The organism is Pseudomonas sp. JQ36, from assembly GCF_053851495.1.
This window is the reverse complement of record NZ_CM132642.1, coordinates 1,030,435-1,053,737: the sequence shown is the minus strand read 5'-3', so window position 1 is coordinate 1,053,737 and position 23,303 is coordinate 1,030,435. Positions and strand designations below refer to the sequence as shown.

Annotated in this window: 16 protein-coding genes; 10 read left to right on the top strand and 6 right to left on the bottom strand. The window is 60.0% G+C overall.

The window, feature by feature from the left end:
* Nucleotides 1–63: 63 nt before the first annotated feature.
* Nucleotides 64–1,446, bottom strand: a complete 1,383-nt coding sequence (cysS, locus tag ACS4NR_RS04725; protein ID WP_456019229.1) for a cysteine--tRNA ligase — start codon at nucleotides 1,444–1,446, stop codon at nucleotides 64–66.
* Between the two features lie 22 nt (nucleotides 1,447–1,468).
* Nucleotides 1,469–3,169: a glutamine--tRNA ligase/YqeY domain fusion protein gene (locus tag ACS4NR_RS04720; protein ID WP_047291683.1), complete on the bottom strand. Its 1,701-nt coding sequence runs from the start codon at nucleotides 3,167–3,169 to the stop codon at nucleotides 1,469–1,471.
* 250 nt (nucleotides 3,170–3,419) lie between these two features.
* On the opposite strand from ACS4NR_RS04720, the gene ACS4NR_RS04715 reads away from it, so the two are divergent.
* Both ACS4NR_RS04715 and lpxH read left to right on the top strand, forming a co-directional pair.
* Nucleotides 3,420–3,926, top strand: coding sequence for a peptidylprolyl isomerase (locus tag ACS4NR_RS04715; protein WP_027614639.1), 507 nt, complete (start codon nucleotides 3,420–3,422; stop codon nucleotides 3,924–3,926).
* The gene (gene lpxH, locus ACS4NR_RS04710) at nucleotides 3,923–4,675 is read left to right on the top strand and encodes a UDP-2,3-diacylglucosamine diphosphatase (RefSeq protein ID WP_456019228.1); all 753 of its coding nucleotides are present in this window, start codon (nucleotides 3,923–3,925) and stop codon (nucleotides 4,673–4,675) included. Before ACS4NR_RS04715 ends, lpxH begins: the two co-directional genes overlap by 4 nt.
* Nucleotides 4,676–4,799: 124 nt before the next feature.
* Here lpxH and ACS4NR_RS04705 read toward each other — a convergent pair whose 3' ends face one another.
* The 4 genes from ACS4NR_RS04705 to ACS4NR_RS04690 form a co-directional block, all read right to left on the bottom strand.
* On the bottom strand, nucleotides 4,800–6,329 hold the full coding sequence (locus ACS4NR_RS04705) for a DHA2 family efflux MFS transporter permease subunit (RefSeq protein ID WP_456019227.1): 1,530 nt from the start codon (nucleotides 6,327–6,329) through the stop codon (nucleotides 4,800–4,802).
* A gap of 138 nt (nucleotides 6,330–6,467) precedes the next feature.
* Nucleotides 6,468–7,670, bottom strand: coding sequence for an HlyD family secretion protein (locus ACS4NR_RS04700; RefSeq protein ID WP_456019226.1), 1,203 nt, complete (start codon nucleotides 7,668–7,670; stop codon nucleotides 6,468–6,470).
* 14 nt (nucleotides 7,671–7,684) lie between these two features.
* Nucleotides 7,685–9,154, bottom strand: coding sequence for an efflux transporter outer membrane subunit (locus ACS4NR_RS04695; protein WP_456019225.1), 1,470 nt, complete (start codon nucleotides 9,152–9,154; stop codon nucleotides 7,685–7,687).
* Nucleotides 9,144–9,626, bottom strand: a complete 483-nt coding sequence (locus tag ACS4NR_RS04690; protein ID WP_456019224.1) for a MarR family winged helix-turn-helix transcriptional regulator — start codon at nucleotides 9,624–9,626, stop codon at nucleotides 9,144–9,146. Before ACS4NR_RS04690 ends, ACS4NR_RS04695 begins: the two co-directional genes overlap by 11 nt.
* Nucleotides 9,627–9,943: 317 nt before the next feature.
* On the opposite strand from ACS4NR_RS04690, the gene ACS4NR_RS04685 reads away from it, so the two are divergent.
* The 8 genes from ACS4NR_RS04685 to ACS4NR_RS04650 all read left to right on the top strand — a co-directional run bounded on the left by ACS4NR_RS04685 (nucleotide 9,944) and on the right by ACS4NR_RS04650 (nucleotide 23,046).
* A complete protein-coding gene (locus tag ACS4NR_RS04685) occupies nucleotides 9,944–10,948 on the top strand; it encodes a fimbrial protein (protein ID WP_456019223.1) in 1,005 nt (334 codons plus the stop codon).
* 94 nt (nucleotides 10,949–11,042) lie between these two features.
* Complete coding sequence (locus ACS4NR_RS04680; protein WP_456019221.1) at nucleotides 11,043–13,856, top strand: ATP-binding protein; 2,814 nt, start codon at nucleotides 11,043–11,045, stop codon at nucleotides 13,854–13,856.
* Complete coding sequence (locus ACS4NR_RS04675) at nucleotides 13,843–15,030, top strand: EAL domain-containing response regulator (protein WP_145596628.1); 1,188 nt, start codon at nucleotides 13,843–13,845, stop codon at nucleotides 15,028–15,030. The genes ACS4NR_RS04680 and ACS4NR_RS04675 overlap by 14 nt, the downstream gene beginning before the upstream one ends.
* An 84-nt stretch (nucleotides 15,031–15,114) precedes the next feature.
* A complete protein-coding gene (locus tag ACS4NR_RS04670; RefSeq protein WP_456019220.1) occupies nucleotides 15,115–18,276 on the top strand; it encodes an ATP-binding protein in 3,162 nt (1,053 codons plus the stop codon).
* 22 nt (nucleotides 18,277–18,298) lie between these two features.
* Nucleotides 18,299–18,946, top strand: coding sequence for a response regulator (locus ACS4NR_RS04665; RefSeq protein WP_127652064.1), 648 nt, complete (start codon nucleotides 18,299–18,301; stop codon nucleotides 18,944–18,946).
* A gap of 109 nt (nucleotides 18,947–19,055) precedes the next feature.
* Nucleotides 19,056–19,652 (top strand): fimbrial protein, encoded by a 597-nt coding sequence (locus ACS4NR_RS04660; RefSeq protein ID WP_456019219.1) that lies wholly within the window; start codon nucleotides 19,056–19,058, stop codon nucleotides 19,650–19,652.
* A 72-nt stretch (nucleotides 19,653–19,724) separates the two neighbouring features.
* Complete coding sequence (locus tag ACS4NR_RS04655; RefSeq protein ID WP_456019218.1) at nucleotides 19,725–20,474, top strand: fimbrial biogenesis chaperone; 750 nt, start codon at nucleotides 19,725–19,727, stop codon at nucleotides 20,472–20,474.
* An 85-nt stretch (nucleotides 20,475–20,559) separates the two neighbouring features.
* Nucleotides 20,560–23,046: a fimbria/pilus outer membrane usher protein gene (locus ACS4NR_RS04650; RefSeq protein WP_456019217.1), complete on the top strand. Its 2,487-nt coding sequence runs from the start codon at nucleotides 20,560–20,562 to the stop codon at nucleotides 23,044–23,046.
* Nucleotides 23,047–23,303 lie beyond the last annotated feature (257 nt).

Sequence of the window (23,303 nt, the reverse complement as noted above, 5' to 3'; positions counted from 1 at the left end):
CAGCGCACCCCAAAAACAAAAACCCGCACACGGCGGGTTTTGTTTTTAAAGCGGATCAGGCATTCAGTCAGCCAAACGCCAGGTAGTCCCACCCTTGCCGTCTTCCAGCACCACGCCCATTGCCGTCAGCTGGTCACGGATACGATCGGACTCAGCCCAATCCTTACCCGCACGTGCCGCCAGACGCGCCGCAATCAGCGAATCAACCTCAGCCGCATCGACACGCCCTTCGGCGCCCGCCTGCAGGAAGTCATCGGCTTCCAGCTGCAACACGCCCAGCACGCTCGCCAGCTCTTTCAGACGTGCCGCCAGACCGGCCGCCGCATTGAGATCGCTCTCGCGCAGACGGTTGATCTCACGCACCATCTCGAACAGCACCGCACAGGCTTCCGGCGTGCCGAAGTCGTCGTTCATCACCGTGGTGAAACGCTCGACAAAGGCTTCGCCGCCGGCCGGAGCAACGCTCGGCAGGCCTTTCAACGCGTGGTAGAAACGCTCCAGAGCGCCCTTGGCGTCCTTGAGGTTTTCTTCCGAGTAGTTGATCGCGCTGCGGTAGTGGCTCGACACCAGCAGGTAACGCACGACTTCCGGGTGGTACTTGTCGAGCACGTCGCGAATGGTGAAGAAGTTGTTCAAGGACTTGGACATCTTCTCGCCATTGATACGGATCATGCCGCAATGCATCCACGCGTTGGCGTAGGTCTTGCCGGTGGCCGCTTCACTCTGGGCGATTTCGTTTTCGTGGTGCGGGAATTCGAGGTCACTGCCGCCGCCATGAATATCGAAGGTCTCACCGAGGCAGCAGGTGGACATCACCGAGCACTCGATGTGCCAGCCCGGACGCCCGGCGCCCCACGGCGATTCCCAGCTCGGCTCGCCCGGTTTGGCGGCTTTCCACAGGACGAAGTCCAGCGGATCTTCTTTCGACTCGTCGACTTCGATGCGTGCACCGATGCGCAGGTCTTCGATCTTCTTGCGCGACAGCTTGCCGTAGCCCATGAATTTGGCGACGCGGTAATACACGTCGCCATTGCCCGGAGCGTAAGCGAAGCCCTTGTCGATCAGGGTCTGGATCATCGCGTGCATGCCCGGAATGTGATCCGTGGCGCGCGGCTCCATGTCCGGCTTCTTGATGTTCAGGCGCGCTTCGTCTTCGTGCATCGCGGCGATCATGCGCTCGGTCAGCACTTCGAACGACTCACCGTTCTCGCGGGCACGATTGATGATCTTGTCGTCGATGTCGGTGATGTTGCGCACGTAGGTCAGGTCGTAACCGCTGAAACGCAACCAGCGGGTCACCAGGTCGAACGCGACCATGCTGCGGCCGTGGCCGAGGTGGCAGTAGTCGTACACGGTCATGCCGCACACGTACATGCGCACCTTGTTGCCATCCAGCGGCTTGAAGACTTCTTTGCTCTTGGTGAGCGTGTTGTAGATCGTCAGCACTTTATATTTCCTTGACGCTAAATCACTGGCCCCACGAATCACGCAGGGTCACGGTACGGTTGAATACCGGCTGACCTGGTTTCGAGTCCTTGATGTCGGCAACGAAGTAGCCTTCGCGCTCGAACTGGAAACGGTCTTCCGGCTGTGCGTTGCCAAGCGATGGCTCAGCACGACAACCGGTCAGCACTTGCAGTGAGTCAGGGTTGATGTTGTCGAGGAAACTCGCGCTGTCTTCGGCCTTCTCCGGGTTCGGAGAGCGGAACAGGCGATCGTACAGACGAACTTCGCACTCGATGCTGGCAGCCGCCGGCACCCAGTGGATCACGCCTTTGACCTTGCGGCCTTCAGGGTTCTTGCCGAGGGTGTCCGGGTCGTACGAGCAACGCAGCTCGACGATGTTGCCGTCGGCGTCCTTGATCGCTTCGTCCGCACGGATCACGTAACTGCCACGCAGACGCACTTCGCCGTTCGGCTCCAGGCGCTTGTAGCCCTTTGGCGGTTCTTCCATGAAATCATCGCGGTCGATGTAGATTTCACGGGCGAACGGCAGCTGACGCACGCCGAGTTCTTCTTTCTGCGGATGACGCGGCAGTTCGAGGTTTTCGACCTGACCTTCCGGGTAGTTGGTGATCACGACTTTCAACGGACGCAGCACGCACATGGCACGCGGGGCGTTCGCGTCCAGATCCTGACGGATGCTGAACTCGAGCATGCCGAAATCGACCACGCCATCGGAACGGTTGGTGCCGATCATGTCGCAGAAGTTGCGGATCGACGCCGGCGTATAGCCACGGCGGCGGAAGCCCGACAGCGTCGACATGCGCGGGTCGTCCCAGCCATTGACGTGCTTTTCATCGACCAGTTGCTTGAGTTTGCGCTTGCTGGTGATGGTGTAGTTCAGGTTCAGGCGGCTGAACTCGTACTGGCGCGGGTTGGCCGGCACCGGCAGGTTTTCCAGGAACCACTCGTACAGCGGACGATGGCTTTCGAATTCCAGGGTGCAGATCGAGTGGGTGATGCCTTCGATGGCGTCCGACTGACCGTGGGTGAAGTCGTAGTTCGGGTAGATGCACCACTTGTCACCGGTCTGATGGTGATGGGCGTGGCGGATGCGGTACATGATCGGGTCGCGCAGGTTCATGTTCGGCGAGGCCATGTCGATCTTCGCGCGCAGCACGCGGGCGCCGTCCGGGAACTCACCGGCGCGCATGCGTGCAAACCAGTCAAGGTTCTCTTCCACCGAACGGTCGCGGAACGGACTGTTCTTGCCCGGCTCGGTCAGGCTGCCACGGTATTCCTTGGCCTGCTCAGGGGTCAGGTCGTCGACGTAGGCCTTGCCGGCCTTGATCAGTTCCACCGCCCAGTCGTGCAACTGGTCGAAATACTGCGAGGCGTAGCGCACTTCGCCGGACCACTCGAAGCCCAGCCATTTGACGTCGGATTCGATCGCGTCGATGTATTCCTGGTCTTCCTTGGCCGGATTGGTGTCGTCGAAACGCAGGTGCGTGACGCCGCCGAACTCCTGGGCCAGGCCGAAGTTCACGCAGATCGACTTGGCGTGGCCGATGTGCAGGTAGCCGTTGGGCTCAGGCGGAAAACGGGTGACGATCTGGGTGTGCTTGCCCGAGTCCAGGTCTGCCTGGATGATCGGCCGCAGGAAATTGACCGGCACGGCAGGGCCGGACTTGGCATTCGAGGTAGGGTCGACAGTGGGCTTGCTCATAGGATCCTTGACTTACATGTGCGCGGCCGCAAAGGGGGCCAGACAAAACAAAGCCGCTATCATAGCCGATGCTGTCAAGGGGCTGACAGAGCGTGGCCTATAAAGGAGCGCATTTAATCACCGGGATTTGAAAAACAGCCTCGAAATTCGCGCCTGTCACGCTAAACTGCGCACCTTGGCCGATGCAGGCTGAACCGGTTTCGGTACTCAGTGTCCGAAAACCACGAATTCCTTATAAAGAGTAGCGATCATGACTCAAGTCAAACTGACCACCAACTACGGCGACATCGTCATCGAACTGGACGCGGAAAAAGCGCCGATCACCGCTGCCAACTTCATCGAATACGTTAAGAAAGGTCACTACGAGAACGTGGTGTTCCACCGTGTGATCAAGGGCTTCATGATCCAGGGCGGCGGTTTCGAGCCTGGCATGCAGGAAAAGAAAGACAAGAGCCCAAGCATTCAGAACGAAGCTGACAACGGCCTGAAAAACGAGAAGTACACCGTTGCCATGGCCCGCACCATGGACCCGCATTCGGCCTCGGCGCAGTTCTTCATCAACGCCACCAACAACAGCTTCCTCAACCACACCGCCAAGACCGCTCAGGGCTGGGGTTATGCCGTGTTCGGTAAAGTGGTTGCCGGTACCGACGTGGTCGACAAGATCGAAGGCGTTGCCACCACTTCCAAGGCCGGTCACCAGGACGTGCCGAAAGACGACGTGATCATCGAGAAAGCCGAGATCATCGAAGCGTGATATTGCTGATTTCAGACTTGCATCTGGAAGAGGAGCGCCCGGACATCACCCGGGCGTTTCTGGATTTGCTCGCCGGACGCGCCCGCTCGGCGAGTGCGTTGTACATTCTCGGCGATTTTTTCGAGGCGTGGATTGGCGACGACGCCATGACGCCCTTCCAGCGTTCCATCTGCCAGGCCCTGCGCCAATTGAGCGACAGCGGCACGGCGATCTTTCTGATGCACGGCAATCGCGACTTCCTGCTCGGCAAGGCCTTCTGCAAAGAGGCTGGCTGCACGCTGTTGAAGGACCCGAGTGTCGTGCAGTTTTACGGCGAGCCGGTGCTGCTGATGCACGGCGACAGCCTGTGCACCCGCGACGTTGGCTACATGAAGCTGCGGCGCTACCTGCGCAACCCGATCACGCTGTTTATCCTGCGCCACCTGCCGCTGAGCACCCGCCACAAACTGGCGCGCAAGCTGCGCAGCGAAAGCCGCGCGCAGACGCGGATGAAGGCTAATGACATCGTCGATGTCACACCGGAAGAGATTCCGCGGATCATGCAGCAATACGCGGTGAAAACCCTGATTCATGGCCATACCCATCGCCCGGCGATCCACAAGCTGCAGCTCGGTGAGCAAGCGGCGAAGCGGATTGTGCTGGGGGACTGGGATCGTCAGGGTTGGGCGTTGCAGGTGGATGAGAACGGGTTTGCCCTGGCGCCGTTCGACTTTGCTCCGCCGCCACAACTGGCAGCACCTGCCAACTGACACAACACAAAACCCAATGTGGGAGCGGGCTTGCTCGCGAATACGGAGTGTCATTCAGCATTGATTTGTCTGATACACCGCTTTCGCGAGCAAGCCCGCTCCCACATTTTTGACCGCGTTTTGCCTAGTGACCGCTGGCTGCCGGGCCGGCCTTCGCCGCAAACGGTGGCTTCGCCAGCCACACAATCAGAATCAGCCCCATGAAGCCCCAGCCCAACAACGTGAAGTAATCCACGGTGGAGAGCATGTACGCCTGGCTGGTGAGGATCTGATCCATCTGCGCGTACGCCGATTGGCTCGCGCCGCCCAAATGATTCAAGGTCTCGCGGGTCGCCGGCTCATAGGCGCTGATGCTTTCGCTCATGTATGCATGATGCTGATCGGCGCGGCGGATCCAGATCCACGTGGTCAGCGATGCGGCAAAGCTGCCGCCCAAGGTGCGCAGGAAGGTCGCCAGGCCTGCGCCGTCGGCGATCTGGCTCGGTGGCAGGTCGGACATGAGGATGCTCAGGGTCGGCATGAAGAACAGCGCCACGCCAATCCCCATGAACAGCTGCACCAGGGCGATGTGCTGGAAGTCCACCTCGTTGGTGAACTCGGCGCGCATGAAGCAGCTCAGGCCAATCGCGAGGAACGCCAGACCGGCCAACAGGCGCAGGTCGAATTTGTTCGCGTACTTGCCGACAAACGGCGACAGCAACACCGGCAGAATCCCGATCGGCGCCACCGCCAGACCGGCCCAGGTCGCGGTGTAACCCATCTGGGTTTGCAGCCACTGCGGCAGAATCAGGTTGATGCCGAAGAACCCGGCGTAACCCAGCACCAGCACCAGTGTGCCGATGCGGAAGTTGCGATGGGCGAACAGGCGCAGATTCACCACCGGATGCTGATCGGTCATTTCCCAGATGACGAACACTGCCAGGGCGATCACCGAAATCGCAGCACCGATGATGATGAAGTTCGACTCGAACCAGTCCAGGTCATTGCCCTTGTCGAGGATCACCTGCAACGCGCCGACGCCGATGATCAGCGTGATCAGCCCGACGTAGTCCATCGGCTGGCGACTGGTCTCCACCGGGCGCTTGGCCAGTTGCGAGCGCACCACCATCACCGCAAAGATGCCGATCGGTACGTTGATGAAGAAGATCCACGGCCAGCTGTAGCTGTCGGTAATCCAGCCACCGAGAATGGGACCTGCAATTGGCGCGACCACCGTGACCATCGCCAGCAACGCCAGGGCCATGCCGCGCCTCGCGGGGGGGTACACGGCAATCAACAGCGTCTGCGTCATCGGGTACAGCGGCCCGGCCACCAGGCCTTGCAGCACACGGAAGCCGATCAGTTCCGGCATCGAGGTGGAGATACCGCAGAGAAACGAGGCCAGCACAAACAGGATGGTGGCCCAGAGAAACAGCTTCACCTCGCCGAAACGCCGGCTGAGCCAACCGGTCAGCGGCAGCGCGATGGCGTTACTCACGGCAAACGAGGTGATCACCCAGGTGCCCTGCTCCGAACTCACCCCGAGGTTGCCGGAAATGGTCGGCAGCGCCACGTTGGCGATGGTGGTGTCGAGCACTTGCATGAACGTCGCCAGCGACAGGCCGATGGTGCTGAGCAACAGGCTGGGCGGCGTGAAAGAGGCGTTATTGCTCATTGTGAATCCTATGAAACCTGATGGTCGCCGCAGCCCTGTAGGAGTGAGCCTGCTCGCGATAGCGGTGTGTCAGACCCAATTTTCTCGACTGATACACCGCTATCGCGAGCAGGCTCACTCCTACAAGGTCAGTGCAGGTCAGCGTTGCGCGGTCTTGCTCACCGCTGCGCTGTTGTCGTGGATCAGCTGCGCAATCATCGCGTCGGCTTCAGCCAGTTGGCGGTCGTAGACGTTGGTGCTGAACGAGGCCTTTTGCGGCGGTTGCTGGGCCAGCACCGGGCCGCTCTGGTCGTGCAGATTCACTTCAACGTTGGTCGACAGACCGACCCGCAGCGGGTGCTTGGCCAGCTCTTCGGCATTGATGTGAATCCGCACCGGCACGCGCTGCACGATCTTGATCCAGTTACCGGTGGCGTTCTGCGCCGGCAACAGGGCGAACGCGCTGCCGGTGCCGGCGCCGAGGCTGTCGACGGTGCCGCTGTATTTCACGTCGCTGCCGTAGATGTCGGACTCGATGTCCACCGGCTGGCCGATGCGCATGTCACGCAGCTGGGTTTCCTTGAAGTTGGCGTCGATCCACAATTGATCCAGCGGAATCACCGCCATCAGCGCAGTGCCCGGCTGTACACGCTGACCGAGTTGCACGGTGCGTTTGGCGACGTAACCGGTGACCGGCGCAATCAGGGTGCTACGGGCGTTGGTCAGGTAGGCCTGACGCAGATCGGCAGCGGCGGACATCACGTCCGGGTGCGACGAAACCACGGTGTCATCGACCAGTGCGCTGGTGGTTTTCAGTTGCTGCTTGGCGTTGGCCAGGGCGTTTTGCGCCGAGGTCAGGTCGTCGCGAGCGTGGGACAGTTCTTCCTGGGAAATCGCCCCGCCAGCAGCGAGGTTTTTCCGGCGGTTGTAGTTGTCCTGGGCCTTCTGCACTTCGGCCTGTTGCGCGTTGACCTGGGCTTTCATGCCGTCGACGTTGCTGTAGAGGCCACGTACCTGACGCACGGTGCGCGCCAGTTTCGCCTGGGCACTTTGCAGGCCGACTTCAGCGTCGTTCGGGTCGAAGTTGATCAGCACCTGACCTTCGTGGACCAGGTCGCCATCGTCGGCGCCGATGCTGACCACGGTGCCGGTCACCAGCGGCGTGATCTCAACGACGTTGCCGTTGACGTAGGCGTCGTCGGTGCTCTCGTTGAAGCGCCCGATGAATTCGTGATACGCCCACACGCCAGCACAGGCGAGGAGCACGATAACGGCCAAGACCAACAGCATGACTTTGCGCTTGCGCGGATTGCCGGTGTCGGGGGTGTTGGCTTGAGCTTGAGTGTTTTCGGCAGTGGCCATGACAAATACCTGAATTAGTTGTGCGACGTGGCTGGGGTGGCGTTGGCTGCGGTCAGGGTTTCACCCTGAAAGCCGCCGCCCAGCGCTTGCATCAGTTGAATCGACAGGTCGATCTGCTCGGCATTGAGGGTGGCCAGCTGACGCTGGGCCTGGAGCAATTGCTGCTCGATGCTGAGCACGTCCAGGTAGTTGCCGATGCCGGAACCGTAACGCTGGACGACGGTGTTGTAAGAATCCTGGGCAATCTCGGTGGCGTGCTGCTGCGCACCGATCTGGCGGCCGATGTCACGCAACTGGTTGATCGTGTCGCTGACATCGCCCAGTGCTTTCACCAGACTTTTGTTGTACTGCGCCACCGCCAGATCGTAATCAGCGTCGCGCGCATCGAGGTTGGCGCGCAGACGCCCGCCATCGAAAATCGGCACCGAGATGGTCGGGGCGATGTTGAAGAAACGACTGGCCGACCCGAACATCGCGTCACCCAACAAGGATTCCGCACCGGCCGAAGCCGTGAGGTTCAAGTTCGGATAGAAGCGGGTTTTCGCCGAGTCGATGTCTTTGCTCGCCGCCTCTACGCGCCAGCGCGCAGCGACCAGATCCGGGCGACGGCCAAGCAGTTCCGCCGGCAGCACCGACGGCACCGCCACGGCACTGGCCTGCAACACTTTTGGCCGGGCGATTTCGCCGCCGCGATCCGGACCTTTACCGAGCAACACGGCCAAGGCGATTTTCGCGCTGTTCAGGCGTTTTTCCGCGTCGATCAGGCTGGCTTCGGAGCTGGCTTCCAGACTCTGGGTTTGCTGAAACTGGTACTGGCTGTCGATCCCGGCACCCAAGCGGCGCTGGCTCAGCTCGAGCATCTGCCTGGTGCGCTTGAGGTCTTCGTTGGCCAGGTCATAAACGATGTGCGCCTGCCCCAGATCGCTGTAGGCGCGGGCCACATCGGCGGCGAGGGTCAACTGCGCAGCCTGGCGGTCGACTTCGGCGGCACGGGCCTGACCGAGTGCGGCTTCCCAGGCGTCACGCTGGCCGCCCCAGAGATCGAAGTTGTAATTGAAACCGGCGCTGACGTTACGCACGGTGGCGTAGGCGTCGCCCTGCCCTCGCGGGTCCTGATCCTTGGCCAGCCGCGAACGGCTGATGCCGGCGCTGGCGTCGAGGGTCGGATAGCGTTCGGCATCGGCGGCATACGCGGCGGCGCTGGCCTGATGCGCGCGGGCTTCGGCGATCTGCATGTCAGGGCTGTCGTGCAGCGCTTCGCGGATCAGACCGTCGAGTTGCGGATCGCCAAGGCTGGTCCACCAGTCGCTCTTCGGCCATGCGGCCGGCGACAGAGTCACGCCGTTGAGGGACTGGCTGGCGTTGAGGCTTTTCGCATCCAGGCTTTTGCCTTGAGTGTCGAGGCCGCTGTAGTTGGCGCAGCCGGCGAGGATCATTGCCGACAGCACCAGGGTCAGACTGCTGCGCAAGGTTTTACCGCTCATTGTGTTCACCTAACCGCTGGATAGTGATCGGGTCACCGGCTGCCAGCAGGATTTTCTTGAGGATGTATTCCAGGGTTTTCAGCTCTTCGCGGGAGATGGCGCCGGCCAGTTCATTCATCGCATCGGCACCGATGTATGGCAGGCGATCGGCCAGTTGCTGGCCCTGCTCGGTGAGCTTGAGCTGCACCTGACGGCGATCGCCTTCGTTGCGTTGGCGAGCCAGGAAACCTTTCTGCTCCAGACGATCGAGCATGCGTGTCATCGAACCGCTGTCCAGCGACAGATGCCGGCACAGCTCGGCCGGGGTGTCGACGCCGAACTGGGCCATGATGATCAACACCTTGAACTGCGCGGCGGTGATGCCGTGGGGTTCCATGTGGGTGTCGATGATCCGGTCCTTGAGCAGCGCGGCACGGCCGAGCAACAGGCCGAGATGGCAGTGTTTGAATTCGTCCGGGGTGAAATGCTTCATGTGCTCACCTAATAACTGCCTAGGCAGTGAATGTATGTCGAGATGTTACTGCCTAGGCAGCGAATGTCAACGTAATAGTTAGGTTGCTTTGTAATTAGTTGACCAGTGGAGTGGGTTTTTGTGTTGCATGGAAGAACGCCATCGCGAGCAGGCTCAATCCTACAGGGGGAACCCATTCCACATGTAGGAGCGAGCCTGCTCGCGAAGGCGGCAACACGGTGCAAGGGATGATTGCTTTCTAAGAATCGCCTGATGTGCGGGCTTGAATACCTTGGCTAACGTACGCCGCTCACTGGCCGATACGTAAAGCCCTCTTCATGAAACGTTTCAAACTCCAGCGCCCGCTCCAGCTAACGAAATTGATTCACACGCTATGTCTGTCGTTACTTTTTGCGCCCTGCTACGCGGGCGCGGCTAATTGCTCGTTCTACCCGGGTCATCATCAAACAACTATCACTATGCAAGTACCCGCTACACTTTCGATTCCTCGTGATACACCTAACGGCACCGTAATATATGAAAGTCCTCCATTCACAATGGGACCTACGCCCAGCTCGTATAAATGTACTAACGAGTTTTCATATGGTGTTCAGAACAACGTCGGTGTGTCTAAATCGGGTGACCTTGTTTACGCAATCGGAAACACCGGGCTCGCATGGCAATGGTCCTACAAAGACAATGTAACCCTACCCATTTATCCGGGTATTCGCCGAGAGGCGGGCGGATACGGATGGGACACCACAAGACACGTGCTACGGCTATTCAAAATAGCGGATGTAATCGATGTACAGAAAATCCCGGCAGGAACACTTGGGATTTTCCATGCAGATGGAGTGTCACCACTCGCAATGGCGACCAATGGCACAACGATTGTGCCTCAATCCTGTGAAACGCCTGACATCAAAGTAGACATGGGCGCGCATGACATGAGTAGCTTTGCCCAAAACGGCGCATATTCTGAGCCGGTCAAATTTGACATCAGCCTTAATAACTGTCCGCCAGGCATAAACAAAGTAACTTATACGCTCAAGCCTACCCTGACTTCTCCTTCGCAAAACTCCACGAGGGGCATCGTAAAGCTGAGTGCAGATTCGACTGCTCAGGGCGTGGCGTTGCAAGTACTCGATAGCAATGGAAACCCCTTGGTTTTACATCAAAGCTATGTGTTCGCGGACTATTCCCCTGCGGGAGGCAACTTGAAGATCCCCCTGAGCGCTCGTTACTTTCGCGTCGCTGAAACAGGTGGCAATGGTGGGTTTGACAAGGGCATGCGCGCCGGAACAGCCAACGCAACGATTGCATTTGTCATGAGTTACCTTTGAATCCATTGATGGGTTGCTATAGCCAATTGTTCGCGCAGCCCTCTTTAAGAATCGTCTGATTTTCATCATGCCCGGCCGCTCCTACTGTGCCGGGATGCGATTGAAGAACTACCTCCACCAGATCAGCCCGGTCCTGTCCACACCCCACGCTGCGCGACGTTTGTTGCGCATTTTTGCGTGGGTGCTGCTGGTGGGCATCCTCGGCGGCGTGTACAGCTTTCTGCTGTTCACCTTCAACAACGAAATTTCTCAGCGGCGCAGTTACATGAGCAGCGCCATCGCCGAGGCGCACACCTTTTTCACCACCCGCGAGGCGCTGCTGGAAAGCCTGAGTTTGTCGGCGACTCGCCAGACCGCTTTGAGCGCGCCGCTGTCCGAGGAAGAAATCCGGCTGCTGCTGGGACAAACCCCCGGCAAGCAATGGAGCATCTGGCTGACCCAGCGCATGCGTGACTATCTGCAAGCGCGCAAATTGAATCTGCTCTACGTCAGCAGCGGCACCGAGGCGCAGGTGTGGCGCCTGTACAACACGACGCCCATGGCTGGCGATTTTCCGCGTGCGATGCTTGATCGCCTGGAAACCTTCAAACGCGACAACACCAGCGCCCTCAAAGAAATCTGGCTGACCCACAACTTGCAAGGGCACTCGCAGCTGTACATCTTCATTCGCCTGGATGATCGCGACCTCGATTCCGGCTGGCTCGGTCTGGAAATGGACGACCGGGAAGTCTCCAACGCCTTGAGTGACCATAGCGCCGGCGAGTTCACCATGTTCAACTCGCAAGGGATGCCGCTCTTCAGCAACAGCCACAAGCCGCCGCCGGGGCAGGATCTGCCACTGCTGCGCCAGCAGGATTTCTTCGGATTCGTCGGCAACGGCTGGCTGCCCGAGCAACTGGTGTTGCGCAAACAACTGAAGTCGTCGGACTGGCAACTCACCTACTCCATCGACTTGCTGGCGGTGCTTTGGGCCTTGTGGCCGCAGATGCTTGGCGCACTGGTGTTCTGTCTGGCGAGCATCAACCTGGTGTGTCTGCTGACCCGGCGCCTGGAACATCGCTTCATCACGCCCACACTGCACCGGATTCAGGCGCTGGTGGAAAGCGAGCTGTTCAGCCGCGACGTGATCCAGACCGCACCCGTGGCACTCTGCGTGTTGCGCCGCAGCGATGGCCAGGTGGTACTGGAAAATACCCTTGCCCAACAATGGCTGGGCACATGCAGCCAGCAACTGGGCCCCGGCTGGATTCGCGCTGCGTTTGACGACAATGCGCCCTGCCTGACCGACTATTTCGACACCGCTGATGGCCGGCACCTGTACCTGAGCTGCGCACCGACCCGCTACAAAGGTGAAGACGTATTGCTTTGCGCCTTCAGCGATATCAGCGCGCGCCGGCAAATCGAAGCGGCGCTGGAGCAGGCGCGCCAGTCGGCCGATGCCGCCAACGAAGCGAAAACCCTGTTTCTCGCGACCATGAGCCACGAAATCCGCACGCCGCTGTATGGCGTGCTCGGCACCCTCGAACTGCTCGCCCGCACCCGGCTCGACAACCAGCAGAAAAGCTATTTGCGCGCGATCGAAGGCTCGTCCGCGACCCTGCTGCAATTGATCTGCGATGTGCTTGATGTGTCGAAAATCGAGGCCGGGCAACTGGCGCTGGAGCTGAGCGATTTTTCCATCGTTGCGCTGGCGCAGGAGGTGGTGCAGGGATACGCGGCGGCGGCGCAGAGCAAAGGTTTGCAACTGTACGCATGCTTTGATCCGCAACTGCCCGACACCCTGGTGGGCGATGTCAGCCGGGTGCGGCAGATTCTCAATAATCTGTTGAGCAACGCGGTCAAATTCACCGACTCCGGACGCGTGGTGTTGCGGGTCAAAGCGCTGTCCCGTGAAGGCGAGCGCGTGTGCGTGCAATGGCAGGTGTCGGACACCGGGCGCGGCATTGCCCATGCTGATCAGGCATTTATCTTCGATCCGTTCTATCAGACTCAGGGCAATAGCCATGCGGTCGCGGGCACCGGGTTGGGCCTGCCGATCTGCCAGCGGCTGACAAATTTGATGAACGGCACGCTACGCATGGTCAGCGAACCGGGGCTGGGCAGTAGTTTTTCCCTGACCTTGCCACTGGAGCAGCGCGCGGGCAGCGGATTGCCCGCAGCAGCGCCGAATCTGGCGGGTGAAACCGTTTACGTGGTGTCGCCGGTACGCGAACTGGCCGAAAGCCTCGCTGGCTGGCTGCGCCGTTGGGGCGCCCGACCGCACCTCGGCGCGCCGGACAACCACGAATCAGCCGACGCTGGCGTGTTGCTGGAACTGTACCCGGCACCGATGGAGCCGCGCGGCGAACTGCAATGGTCAGGGCCGCGGGTACTGGCCAGCGGCGATGCTGCCTGTGAACCGCAATGCACGGGTAAAGGCTGGGTGGCGAATCTGAGTGATCTGGCCGCGATCCGCCGAGCCGTGCGTCAGGCTCAGGGCGGCCAGACCATTGAGCATCCGCAACAGGCAGAAACCCAGGCGCTGGCGCCGCTGCACCTGCACATCCTCGTGGCCGAAGATAATGCAATCAACCAGTTGATCCTGCGCGACCAGTTGCAAGAGCTGGGCTGCACGGTAGCGTTGGCCAGCGATGGCGAAGAGGCCTTGTCACTGTGGCAGGACGACACCTTCGATGTCGTGCTCAGCGACGTCAACATGCCACGACTCAACGGTTATGAATTGGCCAAAGCCTTGCGTCACCTGGGCTGCACCACGCCGATCATCGGCGCCACCGCCAACGCCCTGCGCGGTGAAGAGGCCCTGTGCCTGGCGGCCGGCATGAACCACTGCCTGGTCAAACCTTTTACGCTAAGAGCCTTGTCGATCGTCCTGGCTCCCTACGAACGAGTCACCCATGAAGTCCTCTAGCCTGCTGATTGTCGAAGATCATCCGTTCCAGCACCTGTACTTGCAGAACCTGTTCAACGAGTTGGGCGTGTTCGATCTGGAGTTTGCCCGGGACGGCGAAGAAGCCTTGCGGCGTCTGAAAAACCGCGAGTTCGATCTGGTCCTCACCGATCTGCTGATGCCGGGCATGGACGGCGTGCAGTTCATCCAGGGCCTGGCCGCACAGCCCTCGCGCCCGGCACTGGCGATCATGAGCGCTGCCTCGCGGCGCATGTTGATGGGCGCGAGCCTGGTGGCGAGCAACCTGCAGGTCAAAGTCATCGGGCTGATTTCCAAACCGGTCAACAGCGCTGCCCTGCGTTGTCTGATCGAGCAGTTACAGACGCTGCGCCAGGCCGGCCCGGTCGCGACGCAGCCCGGCATTGATCGGCAAAGTATTCTGCATGCTTTGGACAAGGGTGAATTACAGGCCTGGTTCCAACCCAAAAAGGCACTGGACAATGGGCGCATCGTCGCCGCCGAAACATTGGTGCGCTGGATGCATCCCGAACATGGCACGCTGTTGCCAGGGGCATTTCTACCGGCGCTGATTGCTTATGACCTCGAAGAACGGCTGCTCTGGCGAATGCTGGAACAGGCGATTGCCGCGCAAACCGTATGGCGCCAGCAGGGCTATGACATTCCGGTGTCGATCAATCTGCCCACGCACCTGCTTAACAGCCATGACCTGCCCGACCGCATCCTCGCTTTCGTGCTGCAACATGAAGGCCTGCCGGCGCGGATCTGTTTCGAGCTGATGGAATGTTCGGTGCCCGATGACATCAGTAATTTCTACGCCGGCGCCTGCCGCTTGCGGATCAAGGGTTTCGGTTTGTCTCAGGATGATTTCGGCAAAGGCTACAGTTCTTATATGAATCTGGTGTCTGCACCTTTCACCGAGCTTAAAATCGACCGCGCCCTGGTGAAGGGTTGTAACAGTAACGCCGAGCTGGCCCAGGCGCTGACCAGCATTGTCACCCTGGGTCGGCAACTGGGCCTGACGGTGGTCGCCGAAGGCGTGGAAACCGCGCAAGAACTTGCTCTGTTGCGTAAGATCGACTGCACTCAGGTTCAGGGTTTCCTGATTTCCCACGCCGTGTCTGCGGAGCAGTTCCAGCAGTTGCTGACCCATGATGGACCGGCCAATGCATGGTGAACCCCATACGCTGTTGACGACGCTGTTTGCTACCGAGGTCTTTGTGTCCAGACACTTTTCCACTTTGACTGATCAGGCGCTGTAATGCCGCAGCCCAACGCATTTCTGGAAAGACTCGCCAGCAGTTCGCTACGCCTGAACAAGAGCTTGCTGGTGCTCGGTGCGCTGGTCCTGTTGTTGCTGGGCATCAGTTATCTGGGCGTGCAGCGCATGGTGGAAGAACAGCGCGATACCCTGCAGTTCCACTTCGCCCGACTGATGGAAAACATTCACGAGCAGGAAGCCTTTCTCGACGCTATCTCAAGGGCCAGCGCCAAGGGTGTGTACCTTTCCGAGGCTGTGACGCCACCTGTTGTCCAAAAGCTTTTGCCCGAAGAAGGGCCGAACATTTACGAAGGCCGTGGGCTGCCGTTTTCGCTGCCGTTCAGCGTAAAGATCGATCCGGAGCGAATCGCCCCCAGCCAACACCCCAAGGTGTTTGCCCTCGGCAGCTATCTGGCAGCTTATTACAGCGCCTTCTGGGCAGCCTCGCATTACCAGTCACCGCAGGTGATCCTGCTCAACGGGCCGGACAATTTCGATATCGCCGTGCCCGCCGCCGGCCGTTTGCGTGGTGCAGGGCCGACGCAGATAAGCACCTTCGTCGAGCTCATGACCCGGATGAACATGCAACGGCGCACGCAGACTTCAGCGCAGGTTCACTGGGTGCCCTACGCGTTCGCCGAGAAGGACAACGTTACCCCGACTCTGCTGGCCTACGTGCGGATCAATCTGAGCAAACCGACGCAGGCCATCGAAGGCGCCAATTCCTGGGCGGTGGTCGGCGCGCTGCTGAAACTGTCCCAGGTCAACAACATCGAGCGTTTGATGGCGTGGTCGATTTACGACGACTTCACCCTGCTCACGCCCGACGGTACGGTGTTGATCGGTGCGCTGAAGCCCGATCAAGTGCTCAATGAAGGCACGAATCTGACCGCGGACGGCTTGGTGTTCAAGCTGACCAGCCCCGACGAACGTCCGTGGACGGCGATTTACGTTATCAGTGTGCAGAGCTTTCTCGATTACGCGCTGTGGCCATTGCTGTGCCTTTTGGTTCTCGTGCTCGCCCTGCTCGGCAGTGGCCGGGCACTCAATCGCTGGTACACCCAGCGCGTCATTCTTCCCGCGCAAAGTGCCCACGCGAGCATCGCCGAAAGCGAAGCGTTCAGCCGCGCGGTCATCGACACCGCGCCCACCGGCCTGTGCGTGATCAGTCGCCGCGATCATCAGGTGTTGCTGGAGAACCAGCGCGCCCAGCAATGGCACGACACCCGCGAACTGATAAACCTGCTCGACCGGCAGGCAGCGACCGGCCAAGGCCATGCCGAACTGGAGATTGACGGTCGGCATTTGCATGTCGCCTTCGTCGCCACCCGTTATCAGGGCCAGGACGCCTGGCTGTGTGCACTGCATGATGTGACCCGCCATGTCGAAGACGCGGCGGCGCTTGAGGTCGCGCGCCAGGCCGCTGATTCGGCCAATCGAGCCAAGAGCCGGTTTCTGGCGACGATGAGCCATGAAATCCGCACGCCGCTGTATGGCGTGCTCGGCACTCTGGAACTGCTCGGTCTGACCACGCTTAACCCGCGTCAACAGGCTTATCTGGACACCATCCAGCGCTCGTCGGCCAGTCTGTTCAAGCTGATCAGCGACGTGCTGGATGTGTCGAAGATCGAGGCCGGGCAAATGAATCTCGAGCTTCAGCCGTTTTGTCCGCTGGAGCTGACCGAAGACGTCGTGCGCAGCTTCGGCGCGTTTGCCCGTGGCAAAGGTTTGCAACTGTATGCCTGCATCGATGCGGCGCTACCGGATCAATTGCTCGGTGATGCGCAGCGCATTCGCCAGATCCTCAATAACTTGCTGAGCAACGCAATCAAGTTCACTGACAATGGCCGTGTGGTCATGCGCGTTCATGTGCTGCAAAACACTGGCGGGCGCGCCGAGGTGCAGTGGCAGGTCAGCGATTCGGGCGTCGGCATTTCCCAGGCGCAGCAACAGCAGTTGTTCGACCCGTTCTATCAAGTCAACGAAGCCGACAGTCATGCCGGTGCCGGGTTGGGTCTGGCCATTTGCAAGTGGCTGTGTGAGTTGATGCAGGGTCAGTTGAACGTGGTCAGCGAGCCGGGACTGGGCAGCCGCTTCAACTTGCAACTGACCCTGGATTGCGCACCTGGCAGCCTCGCCGATTGCCCATCGTTCGTGGCCGGCGGCGCCGCCGTTTATGTACGGGCACCGGTGGCCGAACTGGCGCAGCATCTGAGCGCCTGGCTTGACCGCTTTGGTCTTGATTGCCGCCTGGTGACGAACGAGCTGCCACCCTCCTCGGCGCTGCTGGTGGACCTTGCGCCGCTGGCCAACGCCAGCGTATTCGATGGCCCGCGAATCATCGCCATGGCGGGCGGCCCTAATCCGGCGCAGGTGAGCGGCAGCGACTGGCTGGTTGATGCCGACGATGTACGTGCAATTGGCTGGGCAATTGCGCTGGCCCGACACGGCGCCAGTCACCCGCGTGCGCCTTCGCAGCAGAAAAACAGCCGAACGCTGAACCTGCGCGTACTGGTGGCCGAGGACAATACGATCAATGCGGCGATCATCAAGGAACAACTGGAGGCGCTGGGCTGTTCGGTAGTGGTCGCCGCCAATGGCGAACAGGCGCTGGTGCAATGGGCACCCGGACGCTTCGATCTGCTGCTGACCGACGTCAACATGCCGATCATGAACGGTTACCAGTTGGCCGCCGCACTGCGCCAGCAGGATGCGACGCTGCCGATCATCGGCGTCACCGCCAATGCCCTGCGCGAAGAAGGCGAACGTTGCGCCGCCGTCGGCATGAACGCATGGATGGTCAAGCCGCTGAACCTGGCGACACTGCGCACACAGCTGCAAAGCCACTGCCAGACAGCGATCGCGCCGGTGGCAGACGCCGCGCCACCCCTCTCACCCAAAATGCGCGAGCTGTTTGTCGCGACCCTGCGCCGCGACGTTCAGGCCACACTGACGGCGCTGGATGCGGCCAACGCCAGCAGCGTCGCACAGCAACTGCACAGCATGGCCGGGGCACTCGGCGCCGTGCGGGTCGAGGCCCTGGCCAGCACGTTTGTCGAGCTGGAATGTCGCTTGACCGGCATGGCGATCACCCCGGCGCTGGCCCTGCAAGTGCGCCAACAACTGGCGCGTCTGACTGACCTGCTCGACACCCTCGAATAATTTCACTCTGGATAAAGCACCCATGGAAACCTTCAACGTTGTCATCGCCGACGATCATCCCATCGTCCTTCTGGGGGTACGGGAACTGGTCGAGCGTGACCGACGCTTCAACGTGGTGGGCGAGGCAGTGTGTCCCGATGGCTTGATCGAGTTGCTGAAGTCTCAGGCGGTGGATCTGTTGATCACCGATTTCAACATGCCCGGTGACTCGCCCTACGGTGACGGCCTGAAGCTGGTGGAGTTCGTGACCCGGCATTTTCCTGAAGTGAAGGTGCTGGTCCTGACCATGATTTCCAATCCTCTGATCCTGACCCGCCTGCAGGAACTCGGTGTACTGGCGGTGATTCAGAAAAGCCAGCTGCACGTTGAAATAGAGGTGGCGCTCAAAGCCATTGCCAAAGGCAATCGGGTACGTAGCAAAGGACCAGCGCCAACGTCGGTGCTCAACGATGGCGCCGATCTGGATGAACGCTTTTCCCGACTGTCGCCCAAGGAACATGAAATTCTGCGGCTGTTCGTTCAAGGCCAGGGCGTTAACGAAATTGCCAGAGGATTGAACAGAAGTGCCAAAACCATCAGTACGCAGAAAATCTCAGCCATGCGCAAACTTGAAGTAAATAGCGATCAAGAGTTACTGGCTTATTGCATAGAACGCAACTTGTTCAAATAAACGACTCTGCACTTCGACGTAACATCCCCGCATCTAGGAATCGTCTGATGTTCCACCGGGAACCCGGGTTTTATTGTGTTGCTTTAACCCCAACCAATGGAAAAGCAACATGAAAAATCTGACTCGCGCACTTCTCGCCCTTTCGATCATTGCCGCTGCCGGCAACGCTCTGGCAGAAGATCCACCGGCCCCAACCCCGACCAAGGCCGGCAGCGGCACCATCAACTTCACCGGCACCATCAACAACGATGCCTGCTCGGTTGAAGGCGCCGGAAGCAACAAAACCATTTCGGTCAACATGGGCGAAGTGTCGATCAAGGACATGGGCACCGCCACTGCACCTAAAGGCAACGGCACCCTGAGCGCCGAAAACTTCGACATGAAGATCAACTGCAACGCCGGCACAAAAGTGGCGATGATTTTCGAACCGACCAAGGGCGCAGGCTCGGGCATCGTTGCCGGGACCAAAGTGCTGAAGCTGATCGACGGCCTGGGCGCTGCGAAGAACATCGGTATCGCCTTGCTCGACTCCAACGGCGCATTGATCGACCTGAGCTCGCCGTCCACCGCGAAGATCGAAAATACCCTGCAAGACAGCAACACCACGCTGAAATTCTCGGCCGCCTACGTCACCACCGCCGATGTGGCAACTGCCGTTGCCGGTCGCGGCGATGCCACCCTGCCGTTCACGCTGCAATACGAATAACCCGCGCAAATGCTCGAGCCCGGTGCGGGGCCACACGGCCCCGCGCTTTCAATCACTTGCGCGGTAACCATCATGTTTTATCGTCACTCATTGTCCTTTTGTGCGGGCCTTTTGGGTCTGCTCGTGGCCAATCAGGCCACGGCCGGCATTTCCTTGAGCAGCACCCGTCTGGTCTTCGACGGCCAACACAAGGAAGCCGGGATCACCGTGCGTAACAGCGGTGCAGATGTACTGATTCAGTCGTGGATCGACACCGAGTCCAGTGAAACTGCCGCGGTACCGTTTGCCGTCACTCCGCCACTGGTGCGAGTCAGCGGCGACGAACAGCAGATCTTGCGGGTGATCTACGAAGGCGCGGGCATGCCGACCGACCGCGAGTCGGTGGTCTGGCTCAACGTGCAGGAAATTCCCCAGTCGGCGAAATCGGCCAACACTTTGCAACTGGCCGTGCGCCAGCGCATCAAGGTGTTCTTCCGCCCCTCGGGACTGAAAAACAATGCCTACCTGGCACCGAGCGAACTGACCTGGCGCCTGGCCGAACGCGCCGGCAAACAAGTACTGCTGGTGAACAACCCGGGCCAGTATCACGTGTCGATTGCCGAAATAACACTGCAATCGGGCGCACTCAGCGAACATCCCTTTGATTCAATGATGATTGCTCCCGGCGAACAAAAAGAGTTCAGCCTCAAACAACTTCATCACACCAATACCGCACGCCTGTTATTCAGCAGCATTAATGACTATGGCGCACAAGACCGTTACAGCGCGCAACTTTCCAACAGTGCCGATATTCGAGCCAGATTGAATAAAGAAGCGCCATAACTTACGTGTCGCTGTCACAGCCGCACTTTCACTGTATTTCTCTTCGCTCCGTTAGTTCGTATCGGAGGTGATATAGGGTTCCTGCATGTTTTTACTCAAGCGCGACGGATTGGTGCCTTTTTCAATGGCCCTGGTGTTCAGTTGCACCTGCCTGGCCGATGACGAAGAACAATTCAATACATCGTTTCTGCAAGGCGCTCCCTCCTCTGTTGACCTGCAATCACTGCTCGCCACCAGTCGCGTACTGCCCGGTATTTACCGGGTGGATCTCTACGGCAACGAGACCCTGGTCGGCCGTCGCGATATCGACTTCCGTCGCCCCCCCGGCACGGGTAAGGTCCAGGCCTGCCTGACCCTGGAGATGGTGCAGCAATTGGGGGTCGACATCGGCAAACTGCAAGCCGCTGGCAAACTCGTCGGCGATGACCCCGACGCCTGCCTCGACCTGCCCGCGTTGATCGACCACGCCACCGTGCGCTACGACGTGCCGCGCCTGCGCCTGATGGTCAGCGTGCCGCAAAGCGCCATGGAGCGTGGCCGGCGTGGCTATGTCGACCCGGCTTTGTGGGACGCAGGCGTGCCCGCCGCGTTCATCAACTATCAGTTGAGCAGCAGCCGCAACAGCACTCAGGGTGTAAACACGCTGAGCAATAACGTTGGCTTGCGCAATGGCATCAACCTCGGCGCCTGGCGTTTGCGTAACGAATCGAACTTCAACAGCAGCACCGGCCAGCCCAGCACGTTCAAGAGCAACCGCAGCTATCTGCAACATGACGTGACCGCGCTCAAAGGCCAGTTCAGTGCCGGGGATATTTTCTCCGACGCCGACCTGTTCGACAGCGTGCGCTATCGCGGCCTGAAACTGGCGTCCGACGACGGCATGCGCGCCGACAGCGAGCGCGGTTATGCACCCGTGATTCGCGGCATTGCGCAATCCAGCGCGACCGTGGAGATTCGCCAGAACAACTACATCCTCTACACCGCCAACGTGCCGCCGGGGCCGTTCGAGATCAGCGATATCTACCCCAGCGGTTCCAACGGTGACCTGGAAGTGACGATTATCGAAGCCGATGGTCGACGCCGGGTGACGGTGCAAGCATTTTCCAGCCTACCGATCATGGTTCGTCAGGGCCAGTTGAAGTACAGCGTCTCGGCCGGCCAGTACAACAGCAACAGCGAGGATCAGAAGACCCCGCAGTTTGTCAGCAGCACACTGGCGTATGGCATCAGCAGCAACTTGTCCGGGATCGTCGGTGTGCAGGCGACGGACAATTTCAAGGCGTTGTCCGTCGGAGCCGGTCGCAATACCGCCATCGGTGCGATCTCCCTGGACTTGACCCACTCGATGAGCAACACCTTCGGCGAAACGGTCACCGGTAACAGCCTGCGCGCGCTGTATGCGAAAACGTTCACCGGCACCGACACCAACTTCACCCTCGCTGCCTACCGTTACTCGACCGAGGGCTATCGCACCCTCACCGAGCACGTCGAGGAGTTGAGCCGCGATGGCCAGCAACGCACCGGCAACTCGAAAACCCGCACCGACCTGACCGTCAACCAGAGCCTGGGGCGCAACCAGGAATATGGCAGCGTCTACGTGAACGCCAGCGACCAGCGTTACTGGGGGCGCGGCGGTTCGCAAAGCCTGTCGGCCGGGTACAGCAACTATTGGGGGGATGTGAGTTACAACATCGGCGCGACGTATACTAAGGATGTCGGCAATTACGGGGCGGCGAACAACGACACACTGGTCAACCTGTCGGTGTCGTTCCCGCTGGGTTCCAAGCCCCGCGCTCCCCGGGCGTTTGTCTCGGCCAGCACGCAGAAATCCAGCGACACCACGCAAATGGGCATCAACGGCTATCTGTCGGAAGACAGCGACACCTATTACTCGGTACAAGCCGGCAACAGCAGCACCGGTGGCAGCTCCGGGTCGGTCAACCTCAGCACCCGCACCTCGGTGATGGATATCAGTGCCGGTTACAGTCAGGGCCGCGGTTACAACTCGCAGAACCTGAACCTGGCAGGTTCGATCGTCGGCCATGCCGGCGGGATCAACATCGGACAAACCGTGGGCGAGACGTTCGCGCTGGCTCAGGTCGAAGGCGTGGAAGGAGTGAAAATCGGCAGTTTCACCGGGGCCAGCACTGGCAGTAACGGCTTCGCCGTGGTGCCCAATGCGCAGCCTTATCGCGTGAACTGGATCAACCTCGACACCCGCGATCTGGGCGGCGATGTCGAGATCGACAATGCGACCCGACAAGTGGTGCCACGCCGTGGTGCCGTGGTGCTGGCGCGTTACACCAGCAAGACCGGACGCCGCGTGCAGTTCGCCTTGTTCGATGCGCAGCACCAGCCGATCCCGTTTGGCGCCTCGCTGGAGGACAGCGCCGGCAAGCAATTGGCGATCTCCGACCCGGGCGGCAAGGCACTGGCGCTGGTGGAGGCCGACGCCGGCACCCTGATCATCAACTGGCAGAACCAGCGCTGCGAAGCGCCTTATGCGTTGTCGGAACGCAACAAGGCGCTGAACTACGAACGGGTGGCGCTGGTGTGCCGCCCGCCCCAGTAATCCCAACAGTTCAAATCAGGAGCGAGCCTGCTCGCGAAGAGGTCGGCAACCTCAGCATCATCGATGAATGAGAAGACGCCTTCGCGAGCAGGCTCGCTTGTATGTTTAGACTTGAAGGGGTGGGCGGGACTACAGACTCGATTCTGACTCTGACCAGTACAGACCGTGGGAGACTTCTCGTCCCGCCCCTTCTACCCAAAGCGCCAATAAGGAATTCATCGGTAAACCGACGACAGAGACAAGCCAGCGCAACGGTA